This is a genomic window from Microbacterium sp. CFBP9023, from assembly GCF_034045055.1.
Lineage (GTDB): Bacteria > Actinomycetota > Actinomycetes > Actinomycetales > Microbacteriaceae > Microbacterium.
In genome coordinates, this window is record NZ_JAXCWI010000001.1 from 604455 (window position 1) to 630488 (window position 26034).

Here is a 26034-nt window from a genome sequence, read left to right on the forward strand (position 1 = left end):
GTTTCTCGAGTCTGGGGGCCGCTCGCGTCCGGTCTGGACTGGGGTGGGCCGAGAGTCGATTCTACGGGATCAGCGCTGCGAGCTGCCGCACAGCGCTCGCGTAGCCGTCGACACCCTCGCCGATGACCCGCACCGCAGCGACATCGTGCAGGTACGAGTGGTGCCGGAACTCCTCACGTGCGTACACGTCGGAGATGTGCACCTCGGCGAACGGCAGCGCGACTCCCGTGAGCGCATCGCGCAGCGACACGCTCGTGTGCGTGAGCCCGCCCGGATTGATGATGATCGCCGCGCAGTCCGCGCGCGCGGCATGGATCTCGTCGATCAGCACACCCTCGTGATTGCTCTGCACAGCGCGGATCTCGAAGCCCTCGGCTGCGGCCGCCTCAGCGGTGAGTCGCTCCACATCGGCGAGCGTCGCCGTGCCGTAGACCTCGGGCTCGCGACTGCCGAGCAGGTTGAGGTTCGGCCCGTTGACGAGCAGGATGCAGCGTGTCATTCGCCGATCTCCTGGTACGCGGCGAAGAGCAGCGACTCATCGGGTGCCTGCAGCACGGTGGGCTTCGCGATGTCGTCGAGGAGGATGAAGCGCAGCATGCCGCCGCGGCTCTTCTTGTCGCGCTGCATCGTCGCCAGCAGCTGCGGCCACGCACCGGCACGGTAGACGGTCGGAAGGCCCAGCGACTCGAGGACCGTGCGGTGGCGCTCGGCTGCGGAGTCGGACAGTCGCCCCGCGAGACGCGACAGCTCGGCGGCGTACAGCATGCCGATCGAGATCGCCGCGCCGTGGCGCCAGCGGTAGCGCTCGGCATGCTCGATGGCGTGGCCGAGCGTATGGCCGTAGTTGAGGATCTCGCGCTGCCCCGCCTCGCGGAAGTCGTCCGAGACGACCTGGGCCTTCATGTCGATCGCGAGCTCGACCGCACGCCGGAACTCCGGTGTGGTCGAGTCGACGGCGCGCACCGGATCGGCTTCGATGATGTCGAGGATCTCCGGTGCCCAGATGAACCCCGCCTTCACCACCTCGGCGAATCCGGCGGTCGCCTCGTTCGGGCTGAGGCTCGCCAGCTCGTCGAGATCGCCGATCACCGCACGGGGAGCCCAGAACGCTCCGACGAGGTTCTTGCCCTCAGCGGTGTTGATCCCCGTCTTGCCGCCCACGGAGGCATCGACGAGGCCGAGCACGGTGGTGGGCACCTGCACGAGCTGCACGCCGCGAAGCCAGGTCGCCGCGACGAATCCGGCGAGGTCGGTCACGGCGCCTCCGCCGTATCCGACGACCGCGTCCGAGCGCGTGAAGTCGGCCTGCCCCATGACCTGCCAGCAGAAGGCGGCGACCTCGATGCGCTTGCCCTGCTCGGCATCCGGCACCTCGGCGAGCAGGACCTCCCGCGGACCGTTCTCGACATCGGCGAGCAGCCTGTCACGAAGCTCTGCCGCACGCGCGGCCAGGGTCGGCGGGTGGACGACCAGCACCTTGCGGACTCCGGGATCGAGTGCCGCGGACACCTGATCGAGGATCCCCCGCCCGATGGCGATGTCGTAGGGGTTCTCGCCCGTCACGCTGATGGTTGTCGTAGTCATCCCAGTTCTCTCCTCCACGCCGCGATGTCGTCGGCGATGCGCTGCATGGGGCGCCGCGACGTGTCGAACGTCACGGATGCCACCTCGTCATACCAGTCTCGACGTTCTTCGAAGATCTGCGTCCATCGCCCGACGGGGTCGTCGCCCGCGAGCAGCGGTCGGCCGCCGCTCTGTATGCGGTCAGCCACCGCTGCGGGGGTGACCGTCAGGAAGACGACCGGGTGGTCGAGCAGCAGCCTCCTGGTCTCAGGGTCGGTCACCGCTCCCCCGCCCAGCGAGATCACGCCGCCCGCACGCAGCGCCTCTGCGACCTCGGCCCGTTCGAGCGCGCGGAAATGCGACTCCCCGTGCTCCTCGAAGATCAGGGGGATCGGGCCGTGCACCGCGACCACCCGCTTGTCCGTGTCGACGAACGGGACGCCGAGCTTGCGCGCGACACGACGACCGACGCTGGTCTTGCCCGCCGCCATCGGGCCGACGAGCACCAGCGACAGCAGGTCAGCCGCGCTCGTCATGCGCGATGAGCGCCGCCTCGGACGCAGGCGTCGTCCGCAGCTCGGCCGGGATCGCAGCGAGGTAGGCGTCGAGGTTGCGGCGCGTCTCGCCGATGCTGTCGCCGCCGAACTTCTCGAGCACGGCGTTGGCGAGCTCGACGGCGACCATGGCCTCGGCCACGACGCCTGCCGCAGGCACGGCGCACACGTCGGATCGCTGATGGTGCGCCGTGGCATCCTCGCCGGACGCGATGTCGATCGTGCGCAGCGCGTGCGGCACGGTGGCGATCGGCTTCATGCCCGCACGGACGCGCAACACCGTACCCGTCGACATCCCTCCCTCGGTGCCTCCGGCGCGGTCGGAGCCGCGCGAGATGCCGTCTGCCGTCGCGAACAGCTCGTCGTGAGCCGCGGATCCGCGTCGTCGTGTGGTCTCGAAGCCGTCGCCGACCTCCACGCCCTTGATGGCCTGGATGCTCATGAGAGCCTGCGCCAGCCGCGCGTCCAGACGGCGATCCCAGTGGACGTGCGAGCCGAGTCCGGGCGGAAGACCGTAGGCGAGCACCTCGACGATCCCGCCGAGCGTGTCGCCGTCCTTCTTCGCGTCATCGACCTCGGCCACCATCAGGGCGGAGGTCGACGCGTCGAAGCAGCGCAGCGGATCGGCGTCCAACCGGTCCACGTCGTCCGGGGTCGGCAGTGCGGCGCTGTCGGGCACGCGCACCGGGCCGATCGAGAGGGTGTGGCTGACGAGACGGATGCCCAGCTCGCCGAGGAACGACCGCGCGATGGCGCCGAGCGCCACCCTGGCCGCCGTCTCTCGGGCGCTGGCACGTTCGAGGATGGGGCGAGCCTCGTCGAAGTCGTACTTCTGCATGCCGACGAGATCGGCGTGTCCCGGCCGCGGGCGGGTCAGCGGTGCGCTCCGGCCACGCGACCTGTCTGTCAGCTCGACCGGCTCCGGGTTCATGACCTCGATCCACTTCGGCCACTCCGTGTTGCCGATGCGAAGAGCGATCGGGCTTCCGAGCGTCTTGCCGTGGCGGACGCCGCCCGAGATCGTCAGCTCGTCCTGCTCGAACTTCATGCGGGAGCCTCGACCGTAGCCGAGTTTGCGTCGTGCGAGATCGGCCTGGATCGCCTCGGAGGACACCGGGACGCCCGAAGGCAGACCCTCCATGACGGCAATGAGTTCTGGGCCGTGCGATTCGCCGGCCGTGAGCACGCGGAGCATTGGTCTAGTCTCCCACGCGTTTCGCCTCGGATCGTGCCGCGTGACGGCCGGTGACTACAGGGCGGCTTCCATCGCGGCGACCACGACCTCCTCCGTGGGGAGCGGAACGCTCTGGTCTCCGTGCAGGAAGATGCGGATCTGGCGCACGGCCTGACGCAGCAGCATCGCCTCCCCGGAGACGGCCCGCCCCCCGCGCCACACCGATGCGAGCGCCGACGGCCAGGGTGAGTACGCGACGTCGAACAGCGCGCCCCCGCTCTCGCTGAGGCGCGCTGACGTCGCCTCGTCCAGCACGGAGCCTCCGGGGAGCGTCGCGACGGTGAGCCCGACATCGTCGGCGTCGGCATCGAACGTCGAGGCCGTGATCGAGACGCCGAGTCTCCGTCCGAGAGCCACCAGTCCGGCTGCCCGTTCGGGACGGCGCGCCCTCACATCGACAGTGCGGGCCCCGGCCTCGACGCACGCGACCAGAGCCGAGGATGCCGTGGCGCCGGCGCCGAGGATGCGGACATCACCGATTCCCCGAAGGTCCTGCTCGCCCAGGGCGTCGAGGATCCCGCCGACATCGGTGTTGAAGCCGCGGATGCCGTCGGTGAGCAGCAGCGTGTTCACTGCTCCGGTGAGGTCGGCATAGCGGTCGTGCGTGAACGACGCGCTGTGCGCCTTCTCCTTCAGCGGCATCGTGAGCGAGAGCCCCCGCCACGAATCGTCCAGAGTGGCCAGAGTCGTGTCGAACGCCACGTCGTCGACCTGGCGACGCGTGTACTCCCAATCGAGGCCCAGCGCACGGTAGGCGGCCGCGTGCAGCTGCGGAGACTTGGAGTGCGCGATCGGGTCGCCCCAGACTGCGAGCCGCGGGGAGCTCATCCGGCCGAGCAACCCCCGTCGGGGTTCTCCTGACACCACTGCTCCCATTTCTCGACTCCCTGGAGGTGCTCCTCGTAGGTGACCGAGAACTGGGTCTCTCCGGTGGCGAGGTTCGTCGTCACGAAGTAGAGCCAGGGGCCGTCTGCGGGGTGCATCGCCGCGTCGATCGCAGCGAAGCTCGGGCTCGCGATCGGCGTGACCGGCAGGCCGGTGTGCACGTAGGTGTTCCAAGGATTGTCGTCCTCGAGCGCCTCCGCCGAACTCGACACGACGCCCTCGTGCAGCGAACCGTAGCCGTACTGCGCCGTCGAGTCCATCTGCAGCTTCATGTCGATGTCGAGGCGGTTCTCGATCACACGAGACACCTTCGGGAAGTCTGCGGTGAGGCCCTCACGTTGGATGATCGAGGCGATCGTGAGAACGCGTTGAGCGTCCTCCGCCGGCACCCCGGCCTCTGTCAGCGATTCCTTCGTGCGGTCGACCATCCGCTGGATGACCTGGGTGGCGGTGACTCCCGGATCGAACGTGTAGACGGCCGGGAACAGCCACCCCTCGAGGCTCTGCGCGGTCACGCCGTAGGTCGCAGGGTCGGCGTCGACCGCCGCCTGGAGCTCCTCGATGGGCATGCCGAGCGATTCGGCCATGTCGGGCAGGGAGGATTCGATGGTCGCGCCCTCGCCCACGCTCGCAGAGTTCTCGCGTTTGTTGGCGGGGTCCTGCAGCGCCTCGAGCGCCGCCTCGGCTGTCATCTTCTCCTTCAGGCTGTAGATGCCCGGATAGAAGGTGACCGCGACGTTCTCGGTGACCAGGTAGTCGTAGAAGACGTCCTCCGTGCGCGTGACGCCCGCTTCGTAGAGCGCGGTGGACACGGGAGCGCCGGTGTCGCCCTCATGGATGGTGACGAGCACCTCGCCGGATGCGAGCCCGGGCTCCCAGTCCTTGGGGTCGCCCCATCCGAGCGCCTCGCTGACCTTGTCGCCGTAGGTGCCCCACGCCCAGAATCCCGCGCCGACGATGCCGCCGATCACGGCGAGGACGATGACGAGCGCCACCAGGCAGCCCGTGCGGCGCTTCTTCTTCGCGGGCGCTGGGTGGCCGGCATCGTGTTCCGGATGCGCGTGGAAGAGGTCTTCGAGGCGTCCGCCTGCTGCCGCGCTCCCCGACGCGGCGCCCACCGCGGCGCCGGCAGATGCTTCCGACCCCGAGCCGGATTCGGCTCGGTCCGCGGCCGCCTCGCCGACGGAGGACTCGCTTTCGGAAAGTCGGGCGGCAACGGGCTCGTCCGCGGACAGTGCGGGCATCGCCCTGGTCGACGCATCGTCCGACGACGAGCGGTCCGCGGGGGTGCTGTCTGGCCCGGCCGGAGCCCCCGGCTGCGCAGCCGCGGCTTCACGCGCCGCCCGGCGCGACCCTGGAGCGGGCGGGGTGTTGTCGACCGTCGGGATCTGCGGCGACGGGTCGGGAAGGTTCTCGAACAGATCGCCCAGACGGGCATCCGGATCGTGCTGAGGCGAAGCGCTCTCGCGTTCGGGCATTATCGGGGGGACTCCTCGTCGAGCGGAATCGTGGCACCGGGCGGGTTTCCGGTGCTCTTCTCCGTGTCGATCGCCTGCTGCAGCAGGATCACCGCGGCGATCTGATCCACAATGCTACGAGACTTCTTCTGTGTTCTGCCCGAAGAACGCAGAGCGGCGTGTGCGGTGACGGTGCTGAGGCGCTCGTCGACGAGCCGGACGGGAGTGCCCGTCTGCGCCTGCAGAGCCGCTGCGAACTCGCGAGCGTCCGTCGTCGACGCGGTATCGGCGCCCTGCAGATTGACCGGCAGCCCGACCACGAACTCGAGCACGTCGAAGTCCTCGGCGATCGCGGCGATCCTGTCGATCGACGTGTCGTTGCGCTGCACGGTCTCGACCGGCACCGCGAGCATGCCGTCCGGATCGCAGCGGGCGACGCCGACCCGGGCACGCCCGACATCGACACCGAGCCGCACGCCGCGGCGGAAGCCGCTCACGCTGACTGCAGCTCCTGCGACACGGCCTCGAGCGCTGCCTGCAGGGCGGCGACATCCGTGCCACCACCCTGAGCGACGTCGTCACGACCTCCGCCGCCGCCGCCGAGTACGGAGGCGGCGCGCTTCGCGAGGGCACCGGCCTTCGCTCCGGCGGTGCGTGCGGCATCGTTCGTCGCGACGACCACCACCGGGCGTCCGTTCACGACCGCGCCGAGAGCGACGACGGCGGGGTCGGAACCGAGACGGTCGCGGACGCCGAGGACGAGCTCGCGCACATCGTCGGCCGACGCCACCTCACCGAGCGACTGCGCGGCCACACGGAACGCGCCGACGCGGTTCGCGGCATCGGCGATGGCCGGGACACGGCCCGCGCGCTCCTTGGACTCGAACTGGGCGATGCGCTTCTCGGCCGCCTTGAGGTTGGCGGAGAGATCCGCGATGCGCTCGGCGAGCTGGTCGCGAGGGGTCTTGAGCGAGGTGGTCAGCTGCGACACGAGCGCGCGTTCTGCAGCGAGCTCGCGGAACGCGTCCTGGCCGACCAGGGCCTCGATGCGGCGGTTCGACGCGCCGACCGACGACTCGCCGACGACGCTGACGAGGCCGATCTCGGCACTCGTGGTGACGTGCGTGCCCGCGCAGAGTTCGCGCGACCACGGACCGCCGATGTCGACCATCCGCACGACGTCGCCGTACTTCTCGCCGAAGAGCGCCATAGCACCGGCCTCCTTCGCCTCGTCGAGCGTCACGATGCGAGTCGTGACCTCGAGGGCGTCGTTGACCGCGCGGTTGGTGATCTCCTCGATCTCGGTGCGCGTGTCGGCCGAGAGAGCCTGAGACCACGAGAAGTCGAAACGCATGTACCCGGCACGGTTGAGCGAACCGGCCTGCGTGGCGGTCGGTCCGAGCGTGTCACGCAGCGCCGCATGCACGAGGTGCGTCGCCGAGTGCGCCTGCCTGGCGGCGCGTCGGTTGGCGGCGTCGACGACCGTGGTCGCGGGGTCGTCCACGGCTACAGCCCCGCGAGTGACCTCGACCGTGTGGCTGATCAGACCGGGCACCGGACGCTGCACATCGAGCACCTCGAGCTCGTAGCCCGGCCCGACGATGACGCCCTTGTCGGCGACCTGACCGCCGGACTCGGCGTAGAGAGTCGTCTCGGCGAGCACGACCTCGGCGATCTGCCCCTCTGAGGCGGTGCGGGCCGGCTGCCCGTCGACCAGGATGCCGAGGATGCGCGAGTCGACCTCCAGCTCGGAGTAGCCGTCGAAGCCCGTCTCGCCCAGCGCACGGAGATCGCGGTACACCGAGACGTCCGCGAGCTGACGCTTGCGGTTGCGAGCGTCCGCCTTGGCGCGCGAGCGCTGCTCCTGCATCAGGGTGTCGAACGCCTCACGGTCGACCGCGAGACCTGCTTCCTCAGCGACCTCGAGCGTGAGATCGATCGGGAAGCCGTACGTGTCGTGCAGCAGGAACGCCTCGGAGCCGCTCAGCGCCGCCCCGCCGCCCTTCTTCGTCTCGTCCAGAGCGAGATCGAGGATCGTCGACCCCTGCGCCAGAGTGCGCCGGAAGGTCTCCTCCTCGGCGAAGGCGGAGGCCGAGAGAGTCGACCATTCCTTCTCGAGCACCGGGTATGCCGACTTCATGGCATCACGGGACGTGGCGAAGAGCTCGGGGAAGACCGGCTCGTCGACGCCGAGCAGACGCATCGAGCGCACCGTGCGCCGCATGAGGCGGCGGAGGATGTATCCGCGGCCCTCATTGGACGGGCGGACGCCGTCGGACAGCAGCATGAGGGACGAGCGCACGTGGTCGGCCACGACACGGAAGCGCACGTCGTCTTCGTGGACGGCACCGTAACGGCGGCCGGAGAGCTCGACCGCGCGATCGAGGACCGGGCGCACCTGATCCGTCTCGTACATGTTCTCGACGCCCTGCTTGAGGAACGCGACGCGCTCGAGTCCCATGCCGGTGTCGATGTTCTTCTGGGGCAGCTCGCCCACGATGTCGAACTCGGTCTTGCCGCGGATGTTGTCGATGAAGTCCTGCATGAACACGAGGTTCCAGATCTCGAGGAACCGCGAGTCGTCGGCCGCGGGGCCGCCGTCCTTGCCGTACGCGGGACCTCGGTCGAAGAAGATCTCGCTGTCGGGGCCACCGGGACCGGGCTGACCGGTGTTCCAGTAGTTGTCCGCACGCCCCAGACGCTGGATGCGCTCCGGCTTCAGGCCGATGATGTCGCGCCAGATGGCCTCAGCCTCGTCGTCGGTCTCGTAGACGGTGACCCAGAGGTCCTTCTCGTCGAAACCGAGGCCGCCGTCTGCCTCCGAGCTCGTCAGCAGCTCCCACGCGTAGCGGATCGCGCCCTCTTTGAAGTAGTCGCCGAAGGACCAGTTGCCCATCATCTGGAAGAAGGTGCCGTGACGCGCGGTCTTCCCGACTTCTTCGATGTCGTTGGTGCGGATGCACTTCTGCAGGTCCGCGATGCGCGGGTGCGGCGCGGGCACGACTCCGGTGAGGTACGGGATCATCGGCACCATTCCGGCGACCGTGAACAGCAGCGACGGATCGTCGCTGACCAGAGAGGCCGAGGGGACGATGACGTGGTCGTTCTTCTCGAAGAAGTCGAGATAGCGCTGCGCGATCTCCGCAGTTTTCATAGGGGTGCCAGGTGTCCTTGCGTACAGGGTGTGGAAGGGCGGGACGATGATGCGGCAGCGGCCGGGAGACCGCGCGCGATCAGTCGTCCGCGGGGTCTACGAGTCGCGCCTGCTGCTCGCGGTACGAGTCGCCGATGATGCCGGTGAACTCGTTGAAGCGAGCGTCGACCTCGGCGAGGATGTCGTGACCGCGCGGGTCCTTGTTCATGAAATGCGCAGCGACGAATCCGCCGATCACACCGATCAGGAACCACAGCACGTTCTTCATGTCGTCATCCTTGCCTCTGACCCGCGAAGGCGCGGTGTCACCATCGTATGCGCAAACGACAGAAGGCGTCGGGTGACCCCGACGCCTTCTGCGGAAAAGCTGGAACTCAGCGAGCTGCGTAGTACTCGACGACGAGCTGCACTTCACAGGTCACGGGGACCTCGGCGCGCTTCGGGCGACGAACCAGGCGAGCCTGGAGCTTGTCGAGCTCGACCTCGAGGTAGCCGGGAACGGGAGGCAGGACCTCGGCGTGACCGCCGGCCGCTGCGACCTGGAAGGGCTCGGTGCCCTCGCTCTTGGCCTTGACGTGGATGAGCTGACCCGGCTTCACGCGGAAGGACGGGCGGTCGACGAGCTGACCGTCGACGAGGATGTGACGGTGCACGACGAGCTGACGAGCCTGCGCGGTGGTGCGGGCGAAGCCCGAACGCACGACGAGGGCGTCGAGACGCATCTCGAGCAGCTCGACCAGGTTCTCACCGGTCAGGCCGTCCTGACGGCGAGCCTCGTTGAACGTGTTGCGCATCTGCTTCTCGCGGATGCCGTACTGCTCGCGCAGACGCTGCTTCTCACGCAGACGGACGGCGTAGTCGCTGTCTGCCTTGCGCTTGGTGCGGCCGTGCTCACCCGGAGCGTAGGGACGCTTCTCGAGGTAGCGGGCGGCCTTCGGGGTGAGCGGGATGCCGAGGGCACGGCTCAGACGTACCTTGCGGCGGTCCTGGGACTTCGTGGTCACGAAGTGTTCCTTCCGATGACGTGGTCGCGTCTTTCACGACTCACGGACGTATCGTCCGCGTTCTGCCTTGGAGCGCACGCCGGGGCGCCAGCAAGGTGTGGTGTGAACGAGGAGATGCCCGAAAACACGGTTTCGAGCCGATCAAGTCTAACAGATTCGCGTCAGCGCCCGTCGAGGATGCGTCTGATGCGCTCGAGGCGAGCCGAGATGTCGCGCTCGGCACCCAGGTTCTTGGGTTCGTAGTACCGCTTTCCGCGCAGTTCGTCAGGGAGGTACTGCTGCGGCAGGATGCCGAACTCGCTGTCGTGCGGGTAGACGTATCCCCGGCCGTGACCGAGCCGCTTCGCGCCCGGATAGTGCGCGTCTCGCAGATGCAGCGGGACGCGTCCGAACCCCCCGGAGCGGATGTCGGCGATCGCCTGGTCGATTCCCACGTACGCCGCATTCGATTTGGCTGTCGTGGCCAGATAGACGGTCGCTTCGGCGAGCGGGATCCGCCCCTCCGGCATTCCGATGAACGCGACGGCGTCCGCGGCCGCGACCGCGATGGAGAGCGCCTGCGGGTCGGCGAGGCCCACGTCCTCGGAGGCCGAGATGACCAGGCGCCGAGCGATGAAGCGAGGGTCCTCCCCCGCCTCGATCATCCGCGCGAGATAGTGCAGGGCCGCATCCGGGTCGGATCCTCGGATCGACTTGATGAACGCGCTGATGACGTCGTAGTGCTCGTCTCCCTGGCGGTCGTATCGCAGCAGCGCCTTGTCGACGGCCTGAGCGACGTCGTCCGCCGTCGCGGCGGGCACCGCGCCTTCTTCCCCCTTCGAGAGGGCTACGGCCGCTGCCGCCTCGAGTCCGGTGAGCGCACGCCGCGCATCGCCCGACGCCAGCCGGATCAGCGCCGCGCGCGCGTCGTCGGCCAGGGTGACCGCGCCATTGAGTCCGCGCGCATCGGTCACCGCCCGATCGACCAGGAGCCCGATGTCGTCATCCGTCAGCGGCTGAAGCGTGAGGAGCAGCGATCGCGACATCAACGGCGAGATCACCGAGAACGAGGGATTCTCGGTGGTCGCCGCGATCAGCAGCACCCAGCCGTTCTCGACGCCCGGGAGCAGGGCGTCCTGCTGCGCCTTGGTGAACCGATGGATCTCATCGAGGAAGAGGATCGTCGTCTGGCCATAGAGGTCGCGCTGGGTGATCGCCTCCTGCATGACCTCGCGCACGTCCTTCACGCCGGCGGTGATCGCGGAGAGCTCGACGAACCGGCGGCCCGATGAGCGTGCGATCGCCTGCGCCAGAGTGGTCTTGCCGGTGCCGGGCGGACCCCACAGGATGATCGAGACGGCACCCGGGGATGTCGCGGCAGGGTCGGCGAGTGCGACGATCGGGGAACCCGCGCGCAGCAGGTGCTTCTGACCGGCGACCTCATCGAGCGACACGGGGCGCATTCGCACGGCGAGAGGCGTCTGCCCGGAGAGCAGTGCGGAGGCGGAGGTCATCCGTCCAGGCTAACGCGGGGGACCGACACTTCGGGTGGGAACGGCGTGACGCGATCTCGACGGTAGGCTCTCAGGCGACGTTGCACATTCACGCCCAGTAAGGGAGCACGCAATGGCCGGACGCGGGAAGAGCACGCAGCAGTCGCGCACCGAGGTGGAGCGCGCACGTCTGCACACCGCCCGCAAGACGTGGCATGAGGGTCAGATCCGGCGTCGCACCCGCGACAACACGATCGCCGTCGTCGCCGGAGTGCTCATCGTCGCCGGAGCCGTGGTGAGCCAGGTCGTTCACGCGCAGGTGAATCCCCCGGCCCCCTCGCCCACGCCTACCGTCGAGCCGACGGAGGCGCCCGTGCCGACAGACCCCGCGACGCCGGAGCCTGCACCCACTGAGGCCCCCGCCGGATAGACCACGGTCCCTGTGGGTGGCGGACACGGGCGTTCACTGCCCGCACTCCCCCGCGCGCACCTCGCTCAGTACTCGGTGACCGCCAGGCGGTAGCCGCGTTTCACCACCGTGTGCACGAGTTCGTTGCCGCCGAGAGCCTCCCGCAGCCGTGCGACGGCCACCTCGACCGCATGTCCGTTGCGCTCGGCGCCGGGGAGAACGCCCCCGAGCTCGGCGCGCGAGAGCACACGCCCGCCCGCAGAGGCGAGCGCCTCGATCAAGGCGGCAGCCGACCGCGAGAGCGGGATGAACACGCCGTCCACGAGGACTCCGCCGCTGCGTACCTCGACCAGACCCGCGTCGGTCGGGAGTGACGGTGCCCTCCCGCCGCCGAAATGCGCGATGACCGTTCGAGCGAGGGATCCGAGTCGCCCCCGGTCGGCGATCGTGGTGCGGAGGTTCGCGCCGTGCAGCGGCGCGGCCGTGATCGGGCCCACGCACGCCAGGAGGAGGCGGCCCGACTCCGCGCGTCTCCTGATGCGCTCGAGCGCGCCGGACTCCTCTGCCACCGCGATCCACGACGCCGCTCCCGGTGCCGAGGTGAACAGCACGGCGTCCGCCTCGCCGGCCGCCGCCTGCAATGCCGAACGCCGCACCACCTCAGGATCCGGCGGCGGCCCCCACCGGTAGACCGTGATGCTCAGCACCTCGGCTCCGGCATCCGCCAGCAACTCGTCGAGGCCGTCCGATCCGGCGCCATGATGCTGCACGAGGATCCGCTTGCCCGCGACCCCGGAGGCGAGGAGGTACTCGCCGACCTCGGCCGACGTCTCGGATTCGGCGACCCAGTCAGCCGTGAAACCCGCCTGCTGGATCGCGCCGTGCGCCTTGGGTCCCCGTGCGACGAAGTGCGCGCCCTGCAGTGCCGCGTCGAGCTGTCCGTCGAGGCCGTGCTCGTGCGCGGCATCCATCCATCCGCGAAACCCGACGCCCGTGGTGACGATCACGATGTCCGGAGGAGCGGCGATCACCTGCTCGGTGCGGGCGAGAAGCTGCGCGTCGTCGGAGTTGGTGACGATGCTCAGCGCCGGCGCGCGATGGACCACCGCACCGCGACGCTCGAGGGCTGTCGCCAGGTCGATCGAGCGGCGGTCTGCGGCGACGATGATCGTGCATCCGGCCAGCGCCGAGTCGAGCGTGCGCGCGGTCGTCATGTGGCGCTCTCCGCGATCATCGCCCTCGTCGGCAGCAGCAGTCCCGCGCGAGCCACCTCGCCGATCACGATGACGGACGGGTTCACGACCTGCGCAGCGGCCGCGTCCTGCGCCGCCGTCGCCAGGGTGCTGCGGATGGTCCGCTGTCGTTCGGTGTGACCGTTCTCGACGATCGCCACAGGGATGTCGCCGGACACCCCGTGCGACGCGGCCGAGGCTGCGAGGCGAGGCAGCGAGGCCACGCCCATCAGGACGACGGTGGTGACCGTCGGATCGGACAGAGATGCGAGCGCACTCGGGGTGAGGTCGCCGTGCCCGTTGATGATGTGCACCGCTGACGCGACGCCGCGATGGGTCACCGGGATCCCCGCGGCCTGAGGCACCGAGATCGCGCTGCTCACGCCCGGGGTCACACTGACCGGCACACCGGCGGCCTCACACGCGAGAACCTCTTCTCCCCCGCGACCGAGCACGAAGGGATCGCCGCCTTTCAGCCGCACCACGCGGTGGCCGGCGAGGGCGCGTTCGACGAGGAGGGCATCGATCTCGTGCTGAGGGACGGGGTGGTGACCCGGGCGTTTGCCGACATCGATGACCTCGACGTGGGACGGGAGCTCGTTCCGGAGCTCCGCGAACGGACCGAGGCGATCGGCGACCACGACGTCGGCCGCCATCAGCAGGCGATAGGCGCGCACCGTCATGAGGTCGGCGGGACCCGGCCCACCGCCGACGAGGTCGACCCTGCCCACACGCGTCCGCCTCATGATCCGACGCTCTCCGGCATCCGGACGTACACGACGCCGTCGTCGATCGCGACCGGCCACACCCGCAGTGCTGCGGGGGGCTTGCCGTGGTTCTCGATGCACTCGCCGGTGCGGAGATCGAAGATCTGCTTGTGAAGTGGGGATGCGACCGTGGGGACATCCCCACGACTTCCCACGATCCCGCGGGAGATGACGTTGGCTCCGCTGAACGGGTCGAGATTGTCGACTGCGAGCACGGTGCCGTCCGAGAGGAGGAACAGCGCCACCTGCTGTCCGTCCAAGAGAGCGGCTCGCCCTCGTTCGACCTCGAGGTCCTCGAGCGTGCATACCCGCACATGCGTGGTGGAGTCCATCGCGACGGTCATCGGCGCACCTCCAGAGCGGTTCCGGCGATCAGGATGCCTCCGGCGCGACGCTCCTCCGGCGACGCCGGGCGGATCTGCCCGCGCTCAGAGACATAGGCGAGTGACGGATCCGCCGTATCGGCCGCGTTGACGAACGACCGGAACCGTTCGAGCTTCACGGGGTCAGCGAGGGTGGCCGCCCATTCGTCCTCGTAGCGATCGACGTGCTGCGCCATCGAGGCATCGAGGTCGGCGCAGATGCCCAGGCTGTCGTCGAAGATCACACTCCGCAGCCCGTCGAGTCCGCCCTCGAGCTCCTCGCACCAGGGAGCCGTGCGCTGCAGACGATCGGCGGTGCGGATGTAGTACATGAAGAAGCGGTCGATGGCCCTGATGAGACCCTCGTCGTCGAGGTCCGACGCGAGCAGCTGCGCGTGCCGCGGCGTGAAGCCGCCGTTGCCGCCGACATACATGTTCCACCCCGTCTCGGTGGCGATGACTCCCACGTCCTTGCCCCGCGCCTCCGCGCATTCACGAGCGCAGCCCGAGACGCCGAGCTTGAGCTTGTGGGGAGCACGGAGCCCCCGATAGCGCAGTTCGAGCTTGACGGCCATGCCGACCGCGTCGAGGACGCCATAGCGGCACCACGTCGACCCGACGCACGACTTCACCGTGCGCAGCGACTTGCCGTACGCCTGCCCCGACTCGAAGCCCGCGTCGACCAGACGCTGCCAGATCACCGGAAGCTGCTCGAGCCGCGCTCCGAACATGTCGATCCGCTGCCCGCCGGTGATCTTCGTGTACAGCGCGAAGTCCTTCGCGATCTGCCCGATCGCGATCAGTCCCTCCGGGGTGACCTCGCCACCGGCCATCCGCGGGACGACGGAGTACGTGCCGTCCTTCTGCATGTTGGCCATCACGTGGTCGTTGGTGTCCTGCAGCGTGGCGTTCTCGCCGTCGAGCACGTGCGCGCCCACGAGCACCGAGAGGATGCTGGCGATCGCCGGCTTGCAGATGTCGCACCCTCGGCCGCGCCCGAAGCGCTCGACGATGCCACTGAACGTCGTGAGCTGAGCCACCCGTACCGCGTCGAAGAGCTGGCGGCGCGAGAGATCGAAGTGCTCACAGAGGGCATGCGACACGGTCTGGCCGAGCTTGGTGAGCTCCTGCCCCACGACCTTCTTCACCATCAGCACGCAGGATCCGCAGGTCGCCCCGGCCTTCGTGCAGCCCTTCACCGCGGCGGCGTCCGTGCACCCCTCGTCGTGCACTGCCCGGCGGATGCGCCCGGCGGTCACATTCGAGCACGAGCAGACCACGGCCTCATCCGGCAGCTCGCCACCAGGAGCCTCGTTCCCGCCTTCCGGCAGCAGGTAGGCGGCCGGGTCGGCGCCGAGCTTCGCGCCGACGAGGGGACGCAGCGCGCCGTAGGCCGCCGCATCGCCGACGAGGATCCCACCGAGCAGCGTCTGAGCGTCATCCGACAGCACGAGCTTCTTATAGACACCGGCGACAGGATCCGCATAGACGACGTCGAGCGCATGGGGAGTCGTGGCCATCGCATCGCCGAAGCTCGCGACATCGACACCCGAGAGCTTCAGCTTGGAGGAGTCGTCGTAGCCGGGGAACGCCGCATCGCCTCCGAGCAGGCGCGTCGCCGCCACCTCTGCCATGGCGTATCCGGGAGCCACCAGTCCGACGCAGCGACCGTCGAAGTTGGCGACCTCGCCGATCGCCAGGATGTGGGGGTCGGACGTCGAGCACCGATCGTCGATGATCACACCGCCGCGGGGGTCCACCTGCATCTCCGCATTGCGCGCCAGCTCGTCCCGGGGACGCACGCCGACGGTGAAGACCACGACGTCCGCCCGTTCGATCGATCCGTCCTGGAACTCGAGCGCCGTGACCGCGCCGGAGTCATCCGGGTCCAGCCGAGTCGTCCTCGATCCGGTGCGCACCGAGATGCCACGCGCTTCGAGCAGACGCTTGAGCATCCCTCCACCCGCTGAGTCGAGCTGAGCGGACATCAGGCGATCGGAGTACTGCACGACGGTGGCGTCGACATCCATTCCCTGCAGAGCACCGGCGGCCTCGAGCCCGAGGAGCCCTCCGCCGATCACCGCGCCGCGCAGCGGACGACCGAGCATGCGTCCTCGCCGCTCGACGAAGTCCTTGAGGCCCTGGACGTCGTCGAGTGTGCGATAGACGAAGCAGCCGGGCAGGTCCGCACCGTCCACGGCGACCTTCGCGGCGTAGGAGCCGGTCGCCAGCACCAGGGTGTCGTACGGGATGCTCGTGCGCGACCTCGTCGTGACGGTGCGGGCCGAGCGATCGATCCGCAGCACTCTGTCGTCGGCGAGGAATCGCACGCGGAAGTCGTCGAACACCGAGCGATCGAGTTCGAGCTCCTCGGGAGTCGCCCCCGAGAAGAACCCGGTGAGTCCGACCCGATCGTACGGTCGACGGGCCTCGTCTCCGATCACCGTCACATGCATCGGCGTCTCGGTCCGGCTGATCAGGCTCTCCACGAATCGATGCGCGACCATCCCTGCACCGACCACCACGATCTCCTGGGGTGTGAGGAGGACCTCGCTCATGTTGCTCCAATCGCCGGGGGACGTCGTGATGGCGACGATAGGAGCCTGGTGTTTCCCGCATGTGACGCGCGGTGTTTCGTGCGTCGAACGATTCGCTCACAGAACGGTAACGGCCATTGTGAGATTCGACGACCACACTGCAACCTCGCTCTCGTACTAGGCTGAAGCTCGTCCTTTCCGCCTCCCGCGGGCCCTACCGCGCAAGGAGAATCACCGTGTCTGAGCCGTCCAAGCCGACTCCCCCCATTCCCGCTCCCCCGGCAGCGCCGCTGCCGCGAAAGCTGACCAAGCCCACTGCAGCGACTCCCGCAGCCGCAGCATCGCCCGCGACCTCCGCATCGAGTGCCGAGGCAGCGAAGTGGGGCCGTGTCGCCGAAGACGGCACGGTCGAGGTTCGCGAGGGCGACGAGTGGCGCGTGGTCGGGCAGTATCCCGACGGCACCCCCGACGAGGCACTCGCTTACTTCGTGCGCAAGTACGAAGACATCGCGTTCAAGGTGCACACGCTCGAGCAGCGTCACCAGGCCGGCGGCGCGTCTGCGGGTGACCTGGTCAAGCAGGCCGGTCATCTTCTCACCGAGGCCACCGACGCTGCCGCTGTGGGCGACCTCGCCGGACTCCGTGAGCGTCTGAACACCCTGGTCTCCTCGCTCTCCGAGGCGACCGCTCAGGAGGCCCAGCAGGCCAAGGAGCTGGTCGACAAGGCCATCGCCGAGCGCACGGCTCTCGTCGAGCGCGCCGAGGCGATCGCAGCCCGCGACCTCTCGAAGGTGCAGTGGAAGCAGGTGACCGCCGAGCTCGGCGAACTCTTCGACGCGTGGCAGGCGCAGCAGCAGAACGGCCCTCGTCTGTCGAAGGGGGTGTCCCAGCAGCTCTGGAAGCGGTTCCGTGACGCGCGCGGCACCGTCGACAAGGCACGCCGCGCGTTCTACTCCGAGCTCGACGACACCCACAAGACCGCTCGTGACGCCAAGACGCGGCTGGTCGAGCGCGCGGAGGCTCTCGCTCCTCGCGGAGTCGACGGCATCCCCGCGTATCGCAGTCTGCTCGACGAGTGGAAGGCCGCCGGTCGCGCTGGTCGCAAGGCCGACGACGCGCTCTGGGCGCGATTCAAGGCAGCCGGCGACGCGCTGTACTCCGCTCGTGCCGAGCAGTCGGCGGCTGAAGAGGCGGACTCCGTTCCGAAGATCGAAGCACGTCAGGCCCTTCTCGAAGAGGCCAAGGCAGTCGCAGACGAGCCGAACATCAAGCGCGCCCGCGCGCTGCTCACCGGCATCCAGCGCCAGTGGGATGAGATCGGCCGCATCTTCCCCCGCGAGAAGGAGCGCGCTCTCGACGATCGTCTCCGTGTGATCGAGCAGGCGCTCAAGGCACGCGAAGAGGTCGACTGGAAGAAGAACAACCCCGAGACCAAGGCACGCGCCAACGACATGAGCTCGCAGCTGCTCGACGCGATCGAGAAGCTCGAGTCCGAGCTGGCCGCCGCAGAGAAGTCGGGAGACAAGAAGGCCGCCAAGACCGCGGCGGATGCTCTCGAAGCGCGCCGCACCTGGCTCAACGCCCTCGGCGGCTGACCTTCTCCACAGATCTCCGGATCGAATCAGTACGCGGGATGCACCGCGCCAGACTGGCGTGATGCATCCCGCGTTCCTGTATCTGCCCGGCCAACGCCTCACGATCCCCGAACTCAGCGCGGCGAGGCTCGACGGGCATCTCGTCGATCTGGGCGAGGGCTACATCCCCGCCGATCTCGTCGAGAGCGCAAGCGCGAGAGCAGCCGCGCTCGCGCCCCTCGTCCCTGCGGACACGGCCGCCTCCGGCCCGACGGCAGCATGGATCCACGGTGCCGGCGACACTCCCCCTGCGCGCCATCACGTCCGGCGCGCAGTGAGCCATCGGATTCGCCCCGCTCTGCCTGCACGAGTGATCCTTCATGACACAGCGTTGCCGCCGTCGGATCTCGTCGTGATCGGCGGCGTACCGGTGATGACGCCGGAGCGCACCATGGTCGATCTCGCTCTCGGACTCCACCGCGACGGATCCCTGCATCGGTGGATGGTGCTCCTCGCCGACGCCGAACCGGATCTCGTGTCCGCTGCGCTTCGGGAGCTCGAGCGCATGACCCGCGTGCCGGGAAAGCGCGCCGGACGCGGCGCGCTCGAGAGGATTCTCGTCAGGACGAGGTGACGCGGTACACGTCATATACCGCGTCGATGCGACGCACCGCGTTCAGCACCCGGTCGAGGTGGACGGCATCGCCCATCTCGAAGACGAAGCGGCTGATGGCGAGGCGTTCGTCGGTGGTGCTGACGGTCGCCGACAGGATGTTGACGTGATGCTCGCTCAGCACCCGGGTGACATCCGAGAGCAGCCCCGAACGGTCGAGGGCCTCGACCTGGATCTGCACCCGGAAGACGCTCTTCGTCGTCGGGGCCCACGACACCTCGACGAATCGGTCCTCCTCGCTCGCGAGCGCCTTGACGTTCGGGCAGTCCGTGCGGTGCACGGACACGCCGCTGCCACGCGTCACGAAACCGACGATCTCGTCTCCGGGAACCGGAGTGCAGCACTTCGCGACCTTCACGAGGATGTCCGATGCTCCGCGCACCAGGACACCCGAATCCCCTGCCCGGGGCTCCCGCGACGGCATGCTGCCGGGGAGGTCGATCGGACCTGTGGCGGGATCGGTCGCCGCGACCAGCGCGGTGACCTTCTCGAGCACGGACTGCGTGGAGACGTGACCTTCGCCCACGGCGGCATACAGCGCAGAGACGTCCTCATAGCGGAGCTGATGTGCGACCTCGGCGAACGAGTCCTGGCTCATCAGGCGCTGCAGCGGCATGTTCTGGCGGCGCATGGCGCGAGCGATGGCCTCCTTGCCCTGCTCGATCGCCTCTTCGCGACGCTCCTTCGTGAACCATCCGCGGATCTTGTTGCGTGCGCGGGTGCTCTTGACGAAGCCGAGCCAATCCTGGCTAGGGCCGGCGTCGGGGTTCTTCGAGGTGAAGACCTCGACCACGTCACCGCTCTTGAGCTCCGATTCCAACGGCACGAGGCGCCCGTTGACCTTCGAGCCCATCGTGCGGTGGCCGATCTCGGTGTGCACGGCGTACGCGAAGTCGACCGGCGTCGCACCCGCCGGTAGCCCGACGACGCGCCCCTTCGGCGTGAAGACGTAGACCTCTTTCGCGCCGATCTCGAAGCGCAGAGAGTCGAGGAACTCGCCGGGATCCGCCGTCTCGGCCTGCCAGTCCGAGATGTGCGCGAGCCACGCCATGTCGTTGTCCGCGGCGCGGACCTCGGTCTTGCCGCCGTTCATCCGCTCTTTGTACATCCAGTGCGCGGCGACGCCGTACTCCGCCTGCTGGTGCATCTCGTGCGTGCGGATCTGGATCTCGACCGTCCGACCCGACGGTCCGATCACCGTGGTGTGCAGCGACTGGTAGAGGTTGAACTTCGGGGTGGCGATGTAGTCCTTGAAGCGACCGGGCAGCGGCGTCCAGCGCGCGTGGATGGCGCCGAGCACCGCGTAGCAGTCGCGCACCGACGCGACCAGCACGCGGATGCCGATCAGGTCGTAGATGTCGTCGAACTCACGGCCTCGTACGACCATCTTCTGGTACACCGAGTACAGCTGCTTCGGACGCCCGACGACCTTGCCTCGGATGCGCAGATCGCGCAGGTCCTCGTCGATCTCCTCGACGACCTGAGCGAGGTACTTCTCGCGCTGCGGGGTGCGCTGGGCGATCAGGTTGTGGATCTCGTTGTAGATCTTCGGATGCAGCACGGCGAACGAGAGGTCCTCGAGCTCGGACTTGATCGCCTGGATACCGAGGCGGTTGGCCAGAGGCGCGTAGATCTCGAGCGTCTCCTTGGCCTTCTTCGCAGCCTTCTCGGGCGGGACGAATCCCCACGTGCGGGCGTTGTGCAGGCGGTCGGCGAGCTTGATCAGCAGGACGCGGATGTCCTTCGACATCGCGACGATCATCTTGCGGACGGTCTCGGCCTGGGCGCTCTCGCCGTACTTGACCTTGTCGAGCTTGGTGACGCCGTCGACGAGCATCGCGACCTCGTCGCCGAACTCCGCCGTGAGGTCGGTGAGCGCATAGCCGGTGTCTTCGACGGTGTCGTGCAGCAGCGCCGCAGCGATGGCTCGAGGACCCAGGCCCATCTCTGCGAGAATCTGCGCGACGGCGAGCGGGTGCGTGATGTAGGGCTCGCCGCTCTGGCGCTGCTGGCCGGTGTGCTTCTCCTTGGCCACGGCGTAGGCGCGCTCGATGACGGCGAGATCGCCTCGCGGGTGATTCGCACGGACCGTGCGGATCAGATTGTCGAGGTCGTTGATCCTGGGCGCGCGGGAGAAGATGCGGGGAACCAGTCGTCTCAGGCTGGAGCCCTGCGACGCCGTCTGCGGTTCCGCCATCCGCTCACCTCCGAATCACAACAGCTTACGCGTGCTCCACGGGGTGCGGCCCCGCGGAGCGGGGACTATCGGGTCTCTGCGGTCGCGAGGCTTCGCGCCTCGCGGATCTTGGCATCTCGTGCCGCGATCTGCGGCTCGTTCTCGCGGAAGAGCGAGTAGAGCGGCGCGGCCAAGAACAGGGTCGAGTAGGTCGCGACCAGGATGCCGACGAAGATCGAGAGCGAGATGTCCGTGAGGGACTCGGCGCCCAGCCAGAAGGCTCCGATGAAAAGGACCGCGCCGACCGGCAGTGCGGCGACGACCGAGGTGTTGATCGATCGGATGAGCGTCTGGTTCACCGCCAGGTTGACCGACTCGCCGAAGGTTCGCGTCGAGTTCTCGCCGTCCTCCGTGGTGTTCTCCCTGATCTTGTCGAACACCACCGTGGTGTCATACAGCGAGTAGGCGAGGATCGTCAGGAATCCGATGACCGCGGCCGGTGAGATCTCGAACCCGGCCAGGGCGTAGACGCCGACCGTGATGACGAGGACGTCGAGCAGCCCGAGGATCGCTGCCGCGGACATCTTCCACGTCCGGAAGTAGATCGCGAGGATCAGGAACGTCAGTGCGAGGAAGATCGCGAGACCCCAGAGGGACTGCTTGGTGACGTTCTCACCCCACGCCGGTCCGATGAACGACGAGGTCACGCTCTCGGGCTCGACGCCATAGGCATCGGCGAGGGCGTTGGAGACCTGCTGCGTCTCGGCAGCGCTCATCTGATCGGTCTGGACGCGGATGTCGTTGCCGCCCACCACGACGACCTTGGTCGCCGCACCGGGTACGACCGACTGCACCGCGGTCTTCGCGGTCTCCTGCTCGAAGCTGTCGGGCGCCTGCACGGTGAACTGCGACCCGCCCGTGAACTCGATCGAGAACTGGATCGGGCGGATGAGCGGCACCAGCGCCGAGCCGACGACCAGCACGATCGCGATGATGAACCACAGGCGGCGCTTGCCGACGAACGGGAAGGACGTCTTTCCCGTGTAGAGGTTGTTACCGAACTCGTTCATGGAAGCCATCAGGCGTCCCCCTCGCTTCCGGTGCGGGTGGTTCTCTCACCGGCTAGTGCTTCGGCGCGCTTGCGCTCTGCGATGGTCTGACGGCGCTCGGCTTCGCCCTTGGCTCTGGCGTTCTTCGCCCCGCGGCCCGCGGTGGCGGTCGACACCTGACGGAACTGCGATCGGCTGCGGTACACCGCACCGAGCGATTCGGGATCGAGACCGGAGAGCTTGTGGCCCCCGCCGAAGAACTTGGTGCGGGCGAGCAGCTGCATCACCGGGTGCGTGAAGATCACGAAGATGAACACGTCGATGAGGGTCGTGAGCCCCAGAGTGAAGGCGAAGCCCTTCACAGTGGAGTCCGCGAGGATGTACAGCACCACTGCCGCGAGGATGTTGATCGACTTCGAGATGTAGATCGTGCGCTTCGCTCTGCCCCAGCCGTCTTCGACCGCCGAGGTGATCGACTTTCCGTCGCGGAGCTCGTCTCGGATCCTCTCGAAGTACACGATGAACGAGTCGGCGGTGAAGCCGATCGAGACGATGAGGCCCGCGACGCCGGCGAGCGACAGGCGGAAGCCCAATCGCCACGCGAGGATGCAGATGATGATGTACGTCAGAACAGCCATCACCGCGATGGACGCGATGATCACGGAGCCGAGCGCCCGATAGACGATCAGTGAGTAGATCGCCACGAGTGCGAGACCGATGAGGCCCGCGATGAGACCGATCTGAAGCTGCTGGGTGCCCAGGGTCGCGGAGATGGTGTCGGAGCTCTGAACCTCGAAGCTCAGGGGCAGGGCGCCGAACTTGAGCTGGTCGGCGAGGGCGGTCGCCGACTCCTGGTTGAAGTCTCCCGAGATGCTCGGGCGACCGTCGAGGATCTGTCCGTTCATGCGCGGTGCGCTGATCACCGATCCGTCCAGGACGAAGGCGAACTGATCACGCGGCGAGAGCTCCGCGAGGCGGTTCTGGTTGAGACGGGTGCTCACCTCGCCGAAGGCCTCGGCGCCGTCGCCGTTCATCGTCAGCTGGACGAGCCACGCGCCCGTCTTCGGGTCGCGACCCGCGGATGCGTCGGTGATGGCGTCACCCGTGAGCTCGGTCGGACCGAGGAGGTACTTCGCCTGGCCCGAGGGATCGCACGCGATGAGCGGCTGGTCCTTGGGCGCGTTCGAGGGGTCGTTCTCGGGGTTGGCGCAGTCGTAGGCCTGGAACTCCGCGGCGAGCCTGTCGGTCACCCAGGCGAGGTCGCTCGCGTCCGTCGGCTCGGCCGTCGGCGTCGCGTTCAGCGAGTCGTCCGGGGTCGGATACGCCGTCTCGTTGCCGTCTTCACCCACGTACTGATTCGTGCCTGCCGTCGTGGCGAGCACCGGGCGGAACTCCAGCTGCGCGCTGGACTGGATGCGCGCACGCGTCTGCTCGTCCGCGACACCCGGGATCTGCACCACGATGTTGCGGCCGCCCTCGGTGGTGATGTCGGCCTCGGCCACACCGGATGCATCGACGCGCTGGCGGATGATCGCGGCCGCCTGATCGAGCTGCTCCGGGGAGGGCGCAGCGCCGTCCTCGGTCTCGGCACTGAGCACGATCTGCGTGCCGCCCTGCAGGTCGAGCGCGAGCTCAGGGGTCCAGGAGCTCTTCTCGAACACGTGGACGCCGAGCGCGTTGATGCCGAAGAGGACGCCCGTCACCAGGAGCAGGCCCATGAGGACCCGCCAGGCATGACGGACCGGAGAAGAAGTGGCCACGTGTGATCAGCTTTCTAAGATGCCGGAGTGCCGAGGTGGTGCAGCGCGAAGGCTACTTGTCGTCGGCGTCGCGCTCGAGACGGCGACGGGTCTCCTCGGGAGTCTCGAGGGCCGGAGCATCGTCGACGACGGGAACGTCGTTCACGATCGGTGCATCCTCGGCGGCGAGCACTGCCGGGTCGGTCTCGATCGCGTCCTTGGGCTCGACGATGCGCAGGATCGCCTGGCTGTGCACCTCGATGACGGTGCCGGGAGCGATCTCGACGAGCGCGGGCGAGTCGAGGTCGTCATGGTCGTAGGCCACGATCGTGCCGTAGATACCACCCTGGAGGAGCACCTTGACCCCGGGAACGGTCTTGGTCGCCTTCTCCTCCTGCTCAGCCTTCATCTGCTTCTGGCGCTTGCGTCCGTTGACGAACATGAAGACGACGAGAACGGCGAGAAGGCCGAAGAGGAGGATTTCCATGGGCATGGTGGCAAAGGGCCTTTCTCAGGTGCGCGCACCACAGGACGGTCGCGCAGTTCTATCAGGGGAAGTCTTCAGCGATTATAGGTCATCAAGTCGGAGCGCCCCGTCCGGGTGCGCGATGCCGAGGTGGCTGTAGGCCTCCGGCATGGCGACGCGACCTCGAGGTGTGCGACCCAGGAATCCGATGCGCACGAGATAGGGCTCGACGACGCTCTCGACCGTCTCGGCCTCCTCGCCCACGGCGACCGCGAGCGTGCTGAGCCCCACGGGACCCCCGCGGAAGCGCCGAACGAGCGCCTCGAGCACCGCTCTGTCGAGGCGGTCCAGTCCGATGGGGTCGACGTCGTAGAGCTCCAGCGCGGCCTTGACCCCGACCAGGGAGGCCGCGCCGCCGCCGTGAACGAGCGCATAGTCGCGCACTCGACGCAGCAGGCGGTTCGCGATACGAGGAGTGCCGCGCGAGCGACGGGCGATCTCCGACAGCGAATCCCGCGGCAGATCGACGCCCAGCATGAGGGCCGAGCGTGCGATGACGCGCTCGAGCTCCGACTCCTCGTAGAACTCCAGGTGACCGGTGAAGCCGAAGCGATCCCGCAGCGGGTTCGGCAGCAGACCCGAGCGCGTCGTCGCACCCACGAGCGTGAACGGTGCGAGGTCCAGCGGGATGCTGGTCGCCCCCGCGCCCTTGCCCACCATGATGTCGATGCGGAAGTCCTCCATCGCGAGATAGAGCATCTCCTCCGCCGACCGCGCCATCCGGTGGATCTCGTCGATGAACAGCACCTCTCCGGGCACGAGGCTCGAGAGGAGCGCGGCGAGGTCACCGGCGTGCTGGATCGCCGGTCCGCTCGAGAGGCGCAGCGGACGTTCGCTCTCGTGCGCGACGATCATCGCCAGCGTGGTCTTGCCGAGCCCGGGCGGGCCCGCGAGCAGGATGTGGTCGGGCGGGCGATTCTGGATCCGTGCGGCATCGAGGAGCAGCTGGAGCTGCCCCCGCACCTTCTGCTGACCGACGAACTCACCCAGGCTCGTGGGTCGCAGGGCTCCTTCGATCGCCAGCTCGGTGTCGTCGGAGGGCTCGGCGGCGTCGCGGATGTCAGACACGCGCCGGTCCCAGCAGTGCGAGCGTGCGGCGCAGCAGCGGTGCGACGGCTGCCCGCTCGGCCTCAGAGGCCTCCGCGGCGGTCTGCGCGGCGGCCTCGGCGGCGACCTTCTCGGACCACCCCAGACCGACGAGCGCGGCAGCGACCTGATCGACGACGTCGACGGGTCCGCTCGCGGCGGGCTTCGACGCCGCGCCCACCGGATGCACCTTGCCCGCGAGCTGGAGGACGATGAGCTTGGCGGTCTTGGGGCCGATACCCGAGACACGGCGGAACGGGGCGTCATCCTCCGATGTCACGGCTTCCGCGATCTGGTCGACGGTGAGATGCGACAGCACCCCCAGCGCCGACTTCGGCCCGACGCCGGTCACGCTGATCAGCAGGCCGAAGATCTCCAGCTCGCTGCGGTCGGCGAACCCGTAGAGCGACAGCGCATCCTCGCGCACGATGAGGCTCGTGTGCAGCATCAGCTTCTCGCCGACGGTCGCGGTGTGAGCCACGTCTGCGGGCACCGAGACGGAGAACCCGACTCCCCCGACGTCGATGATGACCTGATCGGCGGTCGAGTGGAGGACAGCGCCGTGCAGCGAGGAGATCATC

The 26034-nt window shown here is 68.4% G+C and carries 24 protein-coding genes; 3 read left to right on the forward strand and 21 right to left on the reverse strand.

Annotated elements, in window-relative coordinates; genetic code table 11:
* Positions 1 to 61 precede the first annotated feature (61 nt).
* From SOM10_RS02940 to SOM10_RS02990, 11 genes are all read right to left on the reverse strand, one after another.
* Complete coding sequence (locus SOM10_RS02940; RefSeq protein WP_320488329.1) at positions 62 to 499, reverse strand: type II 3-dehydroquinate dehydratase; 438 nt, start codon at positions 497 to 499, stop codon at positions 62 to 64.
* The gene (aroB, locus tag SOM10_RS02945; protein ID WP_320488330.1) at positions 496 to 1584 is read right to left on the reverse strand and encodes a 3-dehydroquinate synthase; all 1089 of its coding nucleotides are present in this window, start codon (positions 1582 to 1584) and stop codon (positions 496 to 498) included. Before aroB ends, SOM10_RS02940 begins: the two co-directional genes overlap by 4 nt.
* The gene (locus SOM10_RS02950) at positions 1581 to 2099 is read right to left on the reverse strand and encodes a shikimate kinase (protein WP_320488332.1); all 519 of its coding nucleotides are present in this window, start codon (positions 2097 to 2099) and stop codon (positions 1581 to 1583) included. The genes aroB and SOM10_RS02950 overlap by 4 nt, the downstream gene beginning before the upstream one ends.
* Positions 2083 to 3312, reverse strand: a complete 1230-nt coding sequence (gene aroC / locus SOM10_RS02955; protein ID WP_320488333.1) for a chorismate synthase — start codon at positions 3310 to 3312, stop codon at positions 2083 to 2085. Before aroC ends, SOM10_RS02950 begins: the two co-directional genes overlap by 17 nt.
* Positions 3313 to 3366: 54 nt before the next feature.
* Positions 3367 to 4179 (reverse strand): shikimate dehydrogenase, encoded by an 813-nt coding sequence (locus SOM10_RS02960; RefSeq protein ID WP_320488334.1) that lies wholly within the window; start codon positions 4177 to 4179, stop codon positions 3367 to 3369.
* Positions 4176 to 5714 carry an endolytic transglycosylase MltG gene (mltG, locus tag SOM10_RS02965; protein ID WP_320488335.1) on the reverse strand — a complete coding sequence of 513 codons (1539 nt, stop codon included), beginning with the start codon at positions 5712 to 5714 and terminating at the stop codon, positions 4176 to 4178. Before mltG ends, SOM10_RS02960 begins: the two co-directional genes overlap by 4 nt.
* The gene (ruvX, locus tag SOM10_RS02970) at positions 5714 to 6190 is read right to left on the reverse strand and encodes a Holliday junction resolvase RuvX (protein ID WP_053096151.1); all 477 of its coding nucleotides are present in this window, start codon (positions 6188 to 6190) and stop codon (positions 5714 to 5716) included. The genes mltG and ruvX overlap by 1 nt, the downstream gene beginning before the upstream one ends.
* Positions 6187 to 8847 carry an alanine--tRNA ligase gene (gene alaS, locus SOM10_RS02975; protein WP_053096153.1) on the reverse strand — a complete coding sequence of 887 codons (2661 nt, stop codon included), beginning with the start codon at positions 8845 to 8847 and terminating at the stop codon, positions 6187 to 6189. The genes ruvX and alaS overlap by 4 nt, the downstream gene beginning before the upstream one ends.
* Positions 8848 to 8926: 79 nt before the next feature.
* Positions 8927 to 9115, reverse strand: a complete 189-nt coding sequence (locus SOM10_RS02980; RefSeq protein ID WP_053096155.1) for a hypothetical protein — start codon at positions 9113 to 9115, stop codon at positions 8927 to 8929.
* Between the two features lie 106 nt (positions 9116 to 9221).
* On the reverse strand, positions 9222 to 9851 hold the full coding sequence (rpsD, locus tag SOM10_RS02985; protein WP_052677824.1) for a 30S ribosomal protein S4: 630 nt from the start codon (positions 9849 to 9851) through the stop codon (positions 9222 to 9224).
* Positions 9852 to 10012: 161 nt separating this feature from the next.
* A complete protein-coding gene (locus SOM10_RS02990; protein ID WP_082297813.1) occupies positions 10013 to 11344 on the reverse strand; it encodes a replication-associated recombination protein A in 1332 nt (443 codons plus the stop codon).
* A 112-nt stretch (positions 11345 to 11456) separates the two neighbouring features.
* Between SOM10_RS02990 and SOM10_RS02995 the strand changes: the two genes are divergently transcribed.
* The gene (locus tag SOM10_RS02995; protein WP_320488338.1) at positions 11457 to 11753 is read left to right on the forward strand and encodes a hypothetical protein; all 297 of its coding nucleotides are present in this window, start codon (positions 11457 to 11459) and stop codon (positions 11751 to 11753) included.
* A gap of 65 nt (positions 11754 to 11818) precedes the next feature.
* On the opposite strand, the gene SOM10_RS03000 is transcribed toward SOM10_RS02995, so the two are convergent.
* From SOM10_RS03000 to nirB, 4 genes are read right to left on the reverse strand one after another with little or no spacing between them, the layout of a single operon-like run.
* Positions 11819 to 12946: a uroporphyrinogen-III synthase gene (locus tag SOM10_RS03000; RefSeq protein ID WP_053096159.1), complete on the reverse strand. Its 1128-nt coding sequence runs from the start codon at positions 12944 to 12946 to the stop codon at positions 11819 to 11821.
* Complete coding sequence (gene cobA, locus SOM10_RS03005) at positions 12943 to 13710, reverse strand: uroporphyrinogen-III C-methyltransferase (RefSeq protein ID WP_053096161.1); 768 nt, start codon at positions 13708 to 13710, stop codon at positions 12943 to 12945. Before cobA ends, SOM10_RS03000 begins: the two co-directional genes overlap by 4 nt.
* The gene (gene nirD, locus SOM10_RS03010) at positions 13707 to 14075 is read right to left on the reverse strand and encodes a nitrite reductase small subunit NirD (protein ID WP_320488339.1); all 369 of its coding nucleotides are present in this window, start codon (positions 14073 to 14075) and stop codon (positions 13707 to 13709) included. Before nirD ends, cobA begins: the two co-directional genes overlap by 4 nt.
* The gene (gene nirB / locus SOM10_RS03015) at positions 14072 to 16651 is read right to left on the reverse strand and encodes a nitrite reductase large subunit NirB (RefSeq protein ID WP_320488340.1); all 2580 of its coding nucleotides are present in this window, start codon (positions 16649 to 16651) and stop codon (positions 14072 to 14074) included. Before nirB ends, nirD begins: the two co-directional genes overlap by 4 nt.
* A 209-nt stretch (positions 16652 to 16860) precedes the next feature.
* Here nirB and SOM10_RS03020 point away from each other — a divergent pair, with 209 nt between their 5' ends.
* Complete coding sequence (locus tag SOM10_RS03020) at positions 16861 to 18225, forward strand: DUF349 domain-containing protein (protein WP_320489742.1); 1365 nt, start codon at positions 16861 to 16863, stop codon at positions 18223 to 18225.
* 61 nt (positions 18226 to 18286) lie between these two features.
* Complete coding sequence (locus tag SOM10_RS03025; protein WP_053096165.1) at positions 18287 to 18838, forward strand: type IV toxin-antitoxin system AbiEi family antitoxin; 552 nt, start codon at positions 18287 to 18289, stop codon at positions 18836 to 18838.
* On the opposite strand, the gene SOM10_RS03030 is transcribed toward SOM10_RS03025, so the two are convergent.
* The 6 genes from SOM10_RS03030 to ruvA form a co-directional block, all read right to left on the reverse strand.
* On the reverse strand, positions 18825 to 21074 hold the full coding sequence (locus tag SOM10_RS03030; RefSeq protein ID WP_053096167.1) for a RelA/SpoT family protein: 2250 nt from the start codon (positions 21072 to 21074) through the stop codon (positions 18825 to 18827). The genes SOM10_RS03025 and SOM10_RS03030 overlap by 14 nt on opposite strands.
* Before the next feature lie 65 nt (positions 21075 to 21139).
* Positions 21140 to 22132, reverse strand: a complete 993-nt coding sequence (secF, locus tag SOM10_RS03035) for a protein translocase subunit SecF (RefSeq protein WP_320488341.1) — start codon at positions 22130 to 22132, stop codon at positions 21140 to 21142.
* A complete protein-coding gene (secD, locus tag SOM10_RS03040; RefSeq protein ID WP_053096171.1) occupies positions 22132 to 23862 on the reverse strand; it encodes a protein translocase subunit SecD in 1731 nt (576 codons plus the stop codon). The genes secF and secD overlap by 1 nt, the downstream gene beginning before the upstream one ends.
* A 52-nt stretch (positions 23863 to 23914) precedes the next feature.
* A complete protein-coding gene (locus SOM10_RS03045; RefSeq protein WP_308418036.1) occupies positions 23915 to 24334 on the reverse strand; it encodes a preprotein translocase subunit YajC in 420 nt (139 codons plus the stop codon).
* Positions 24335 to 24409: 75 nt separating this feature from the next.
* Positions 24410 to 25435, reverse strand: coding sequence for a Holliday junction branch migration DNA helicase RuvB (gene ruvB, locus SOM10_RS03050; RefSeq protein WP_320488346.1), 1026 nt, complete (start codon positions 25433 to 25435; stop codon positions 24410 to 24412).
* Positions 25428 to 26033 carry a Holliday junction branch migration protein RuvA gene (ruvA, locus tag SOM10_RS03055; protein WP_053096177.1) on the reverse strand — a complete coding sequence of 202 codons (606 nt, stop codon included), beginning with the start codon at positions 26031 to 26033 and terminating at the stop codon, positions 25428 to 25430. Before ruvA ends, ruvB begins: the two co-directional genes overlap by 8 nt.
* Position 26034: the final 1 nt, after the last annotated feature.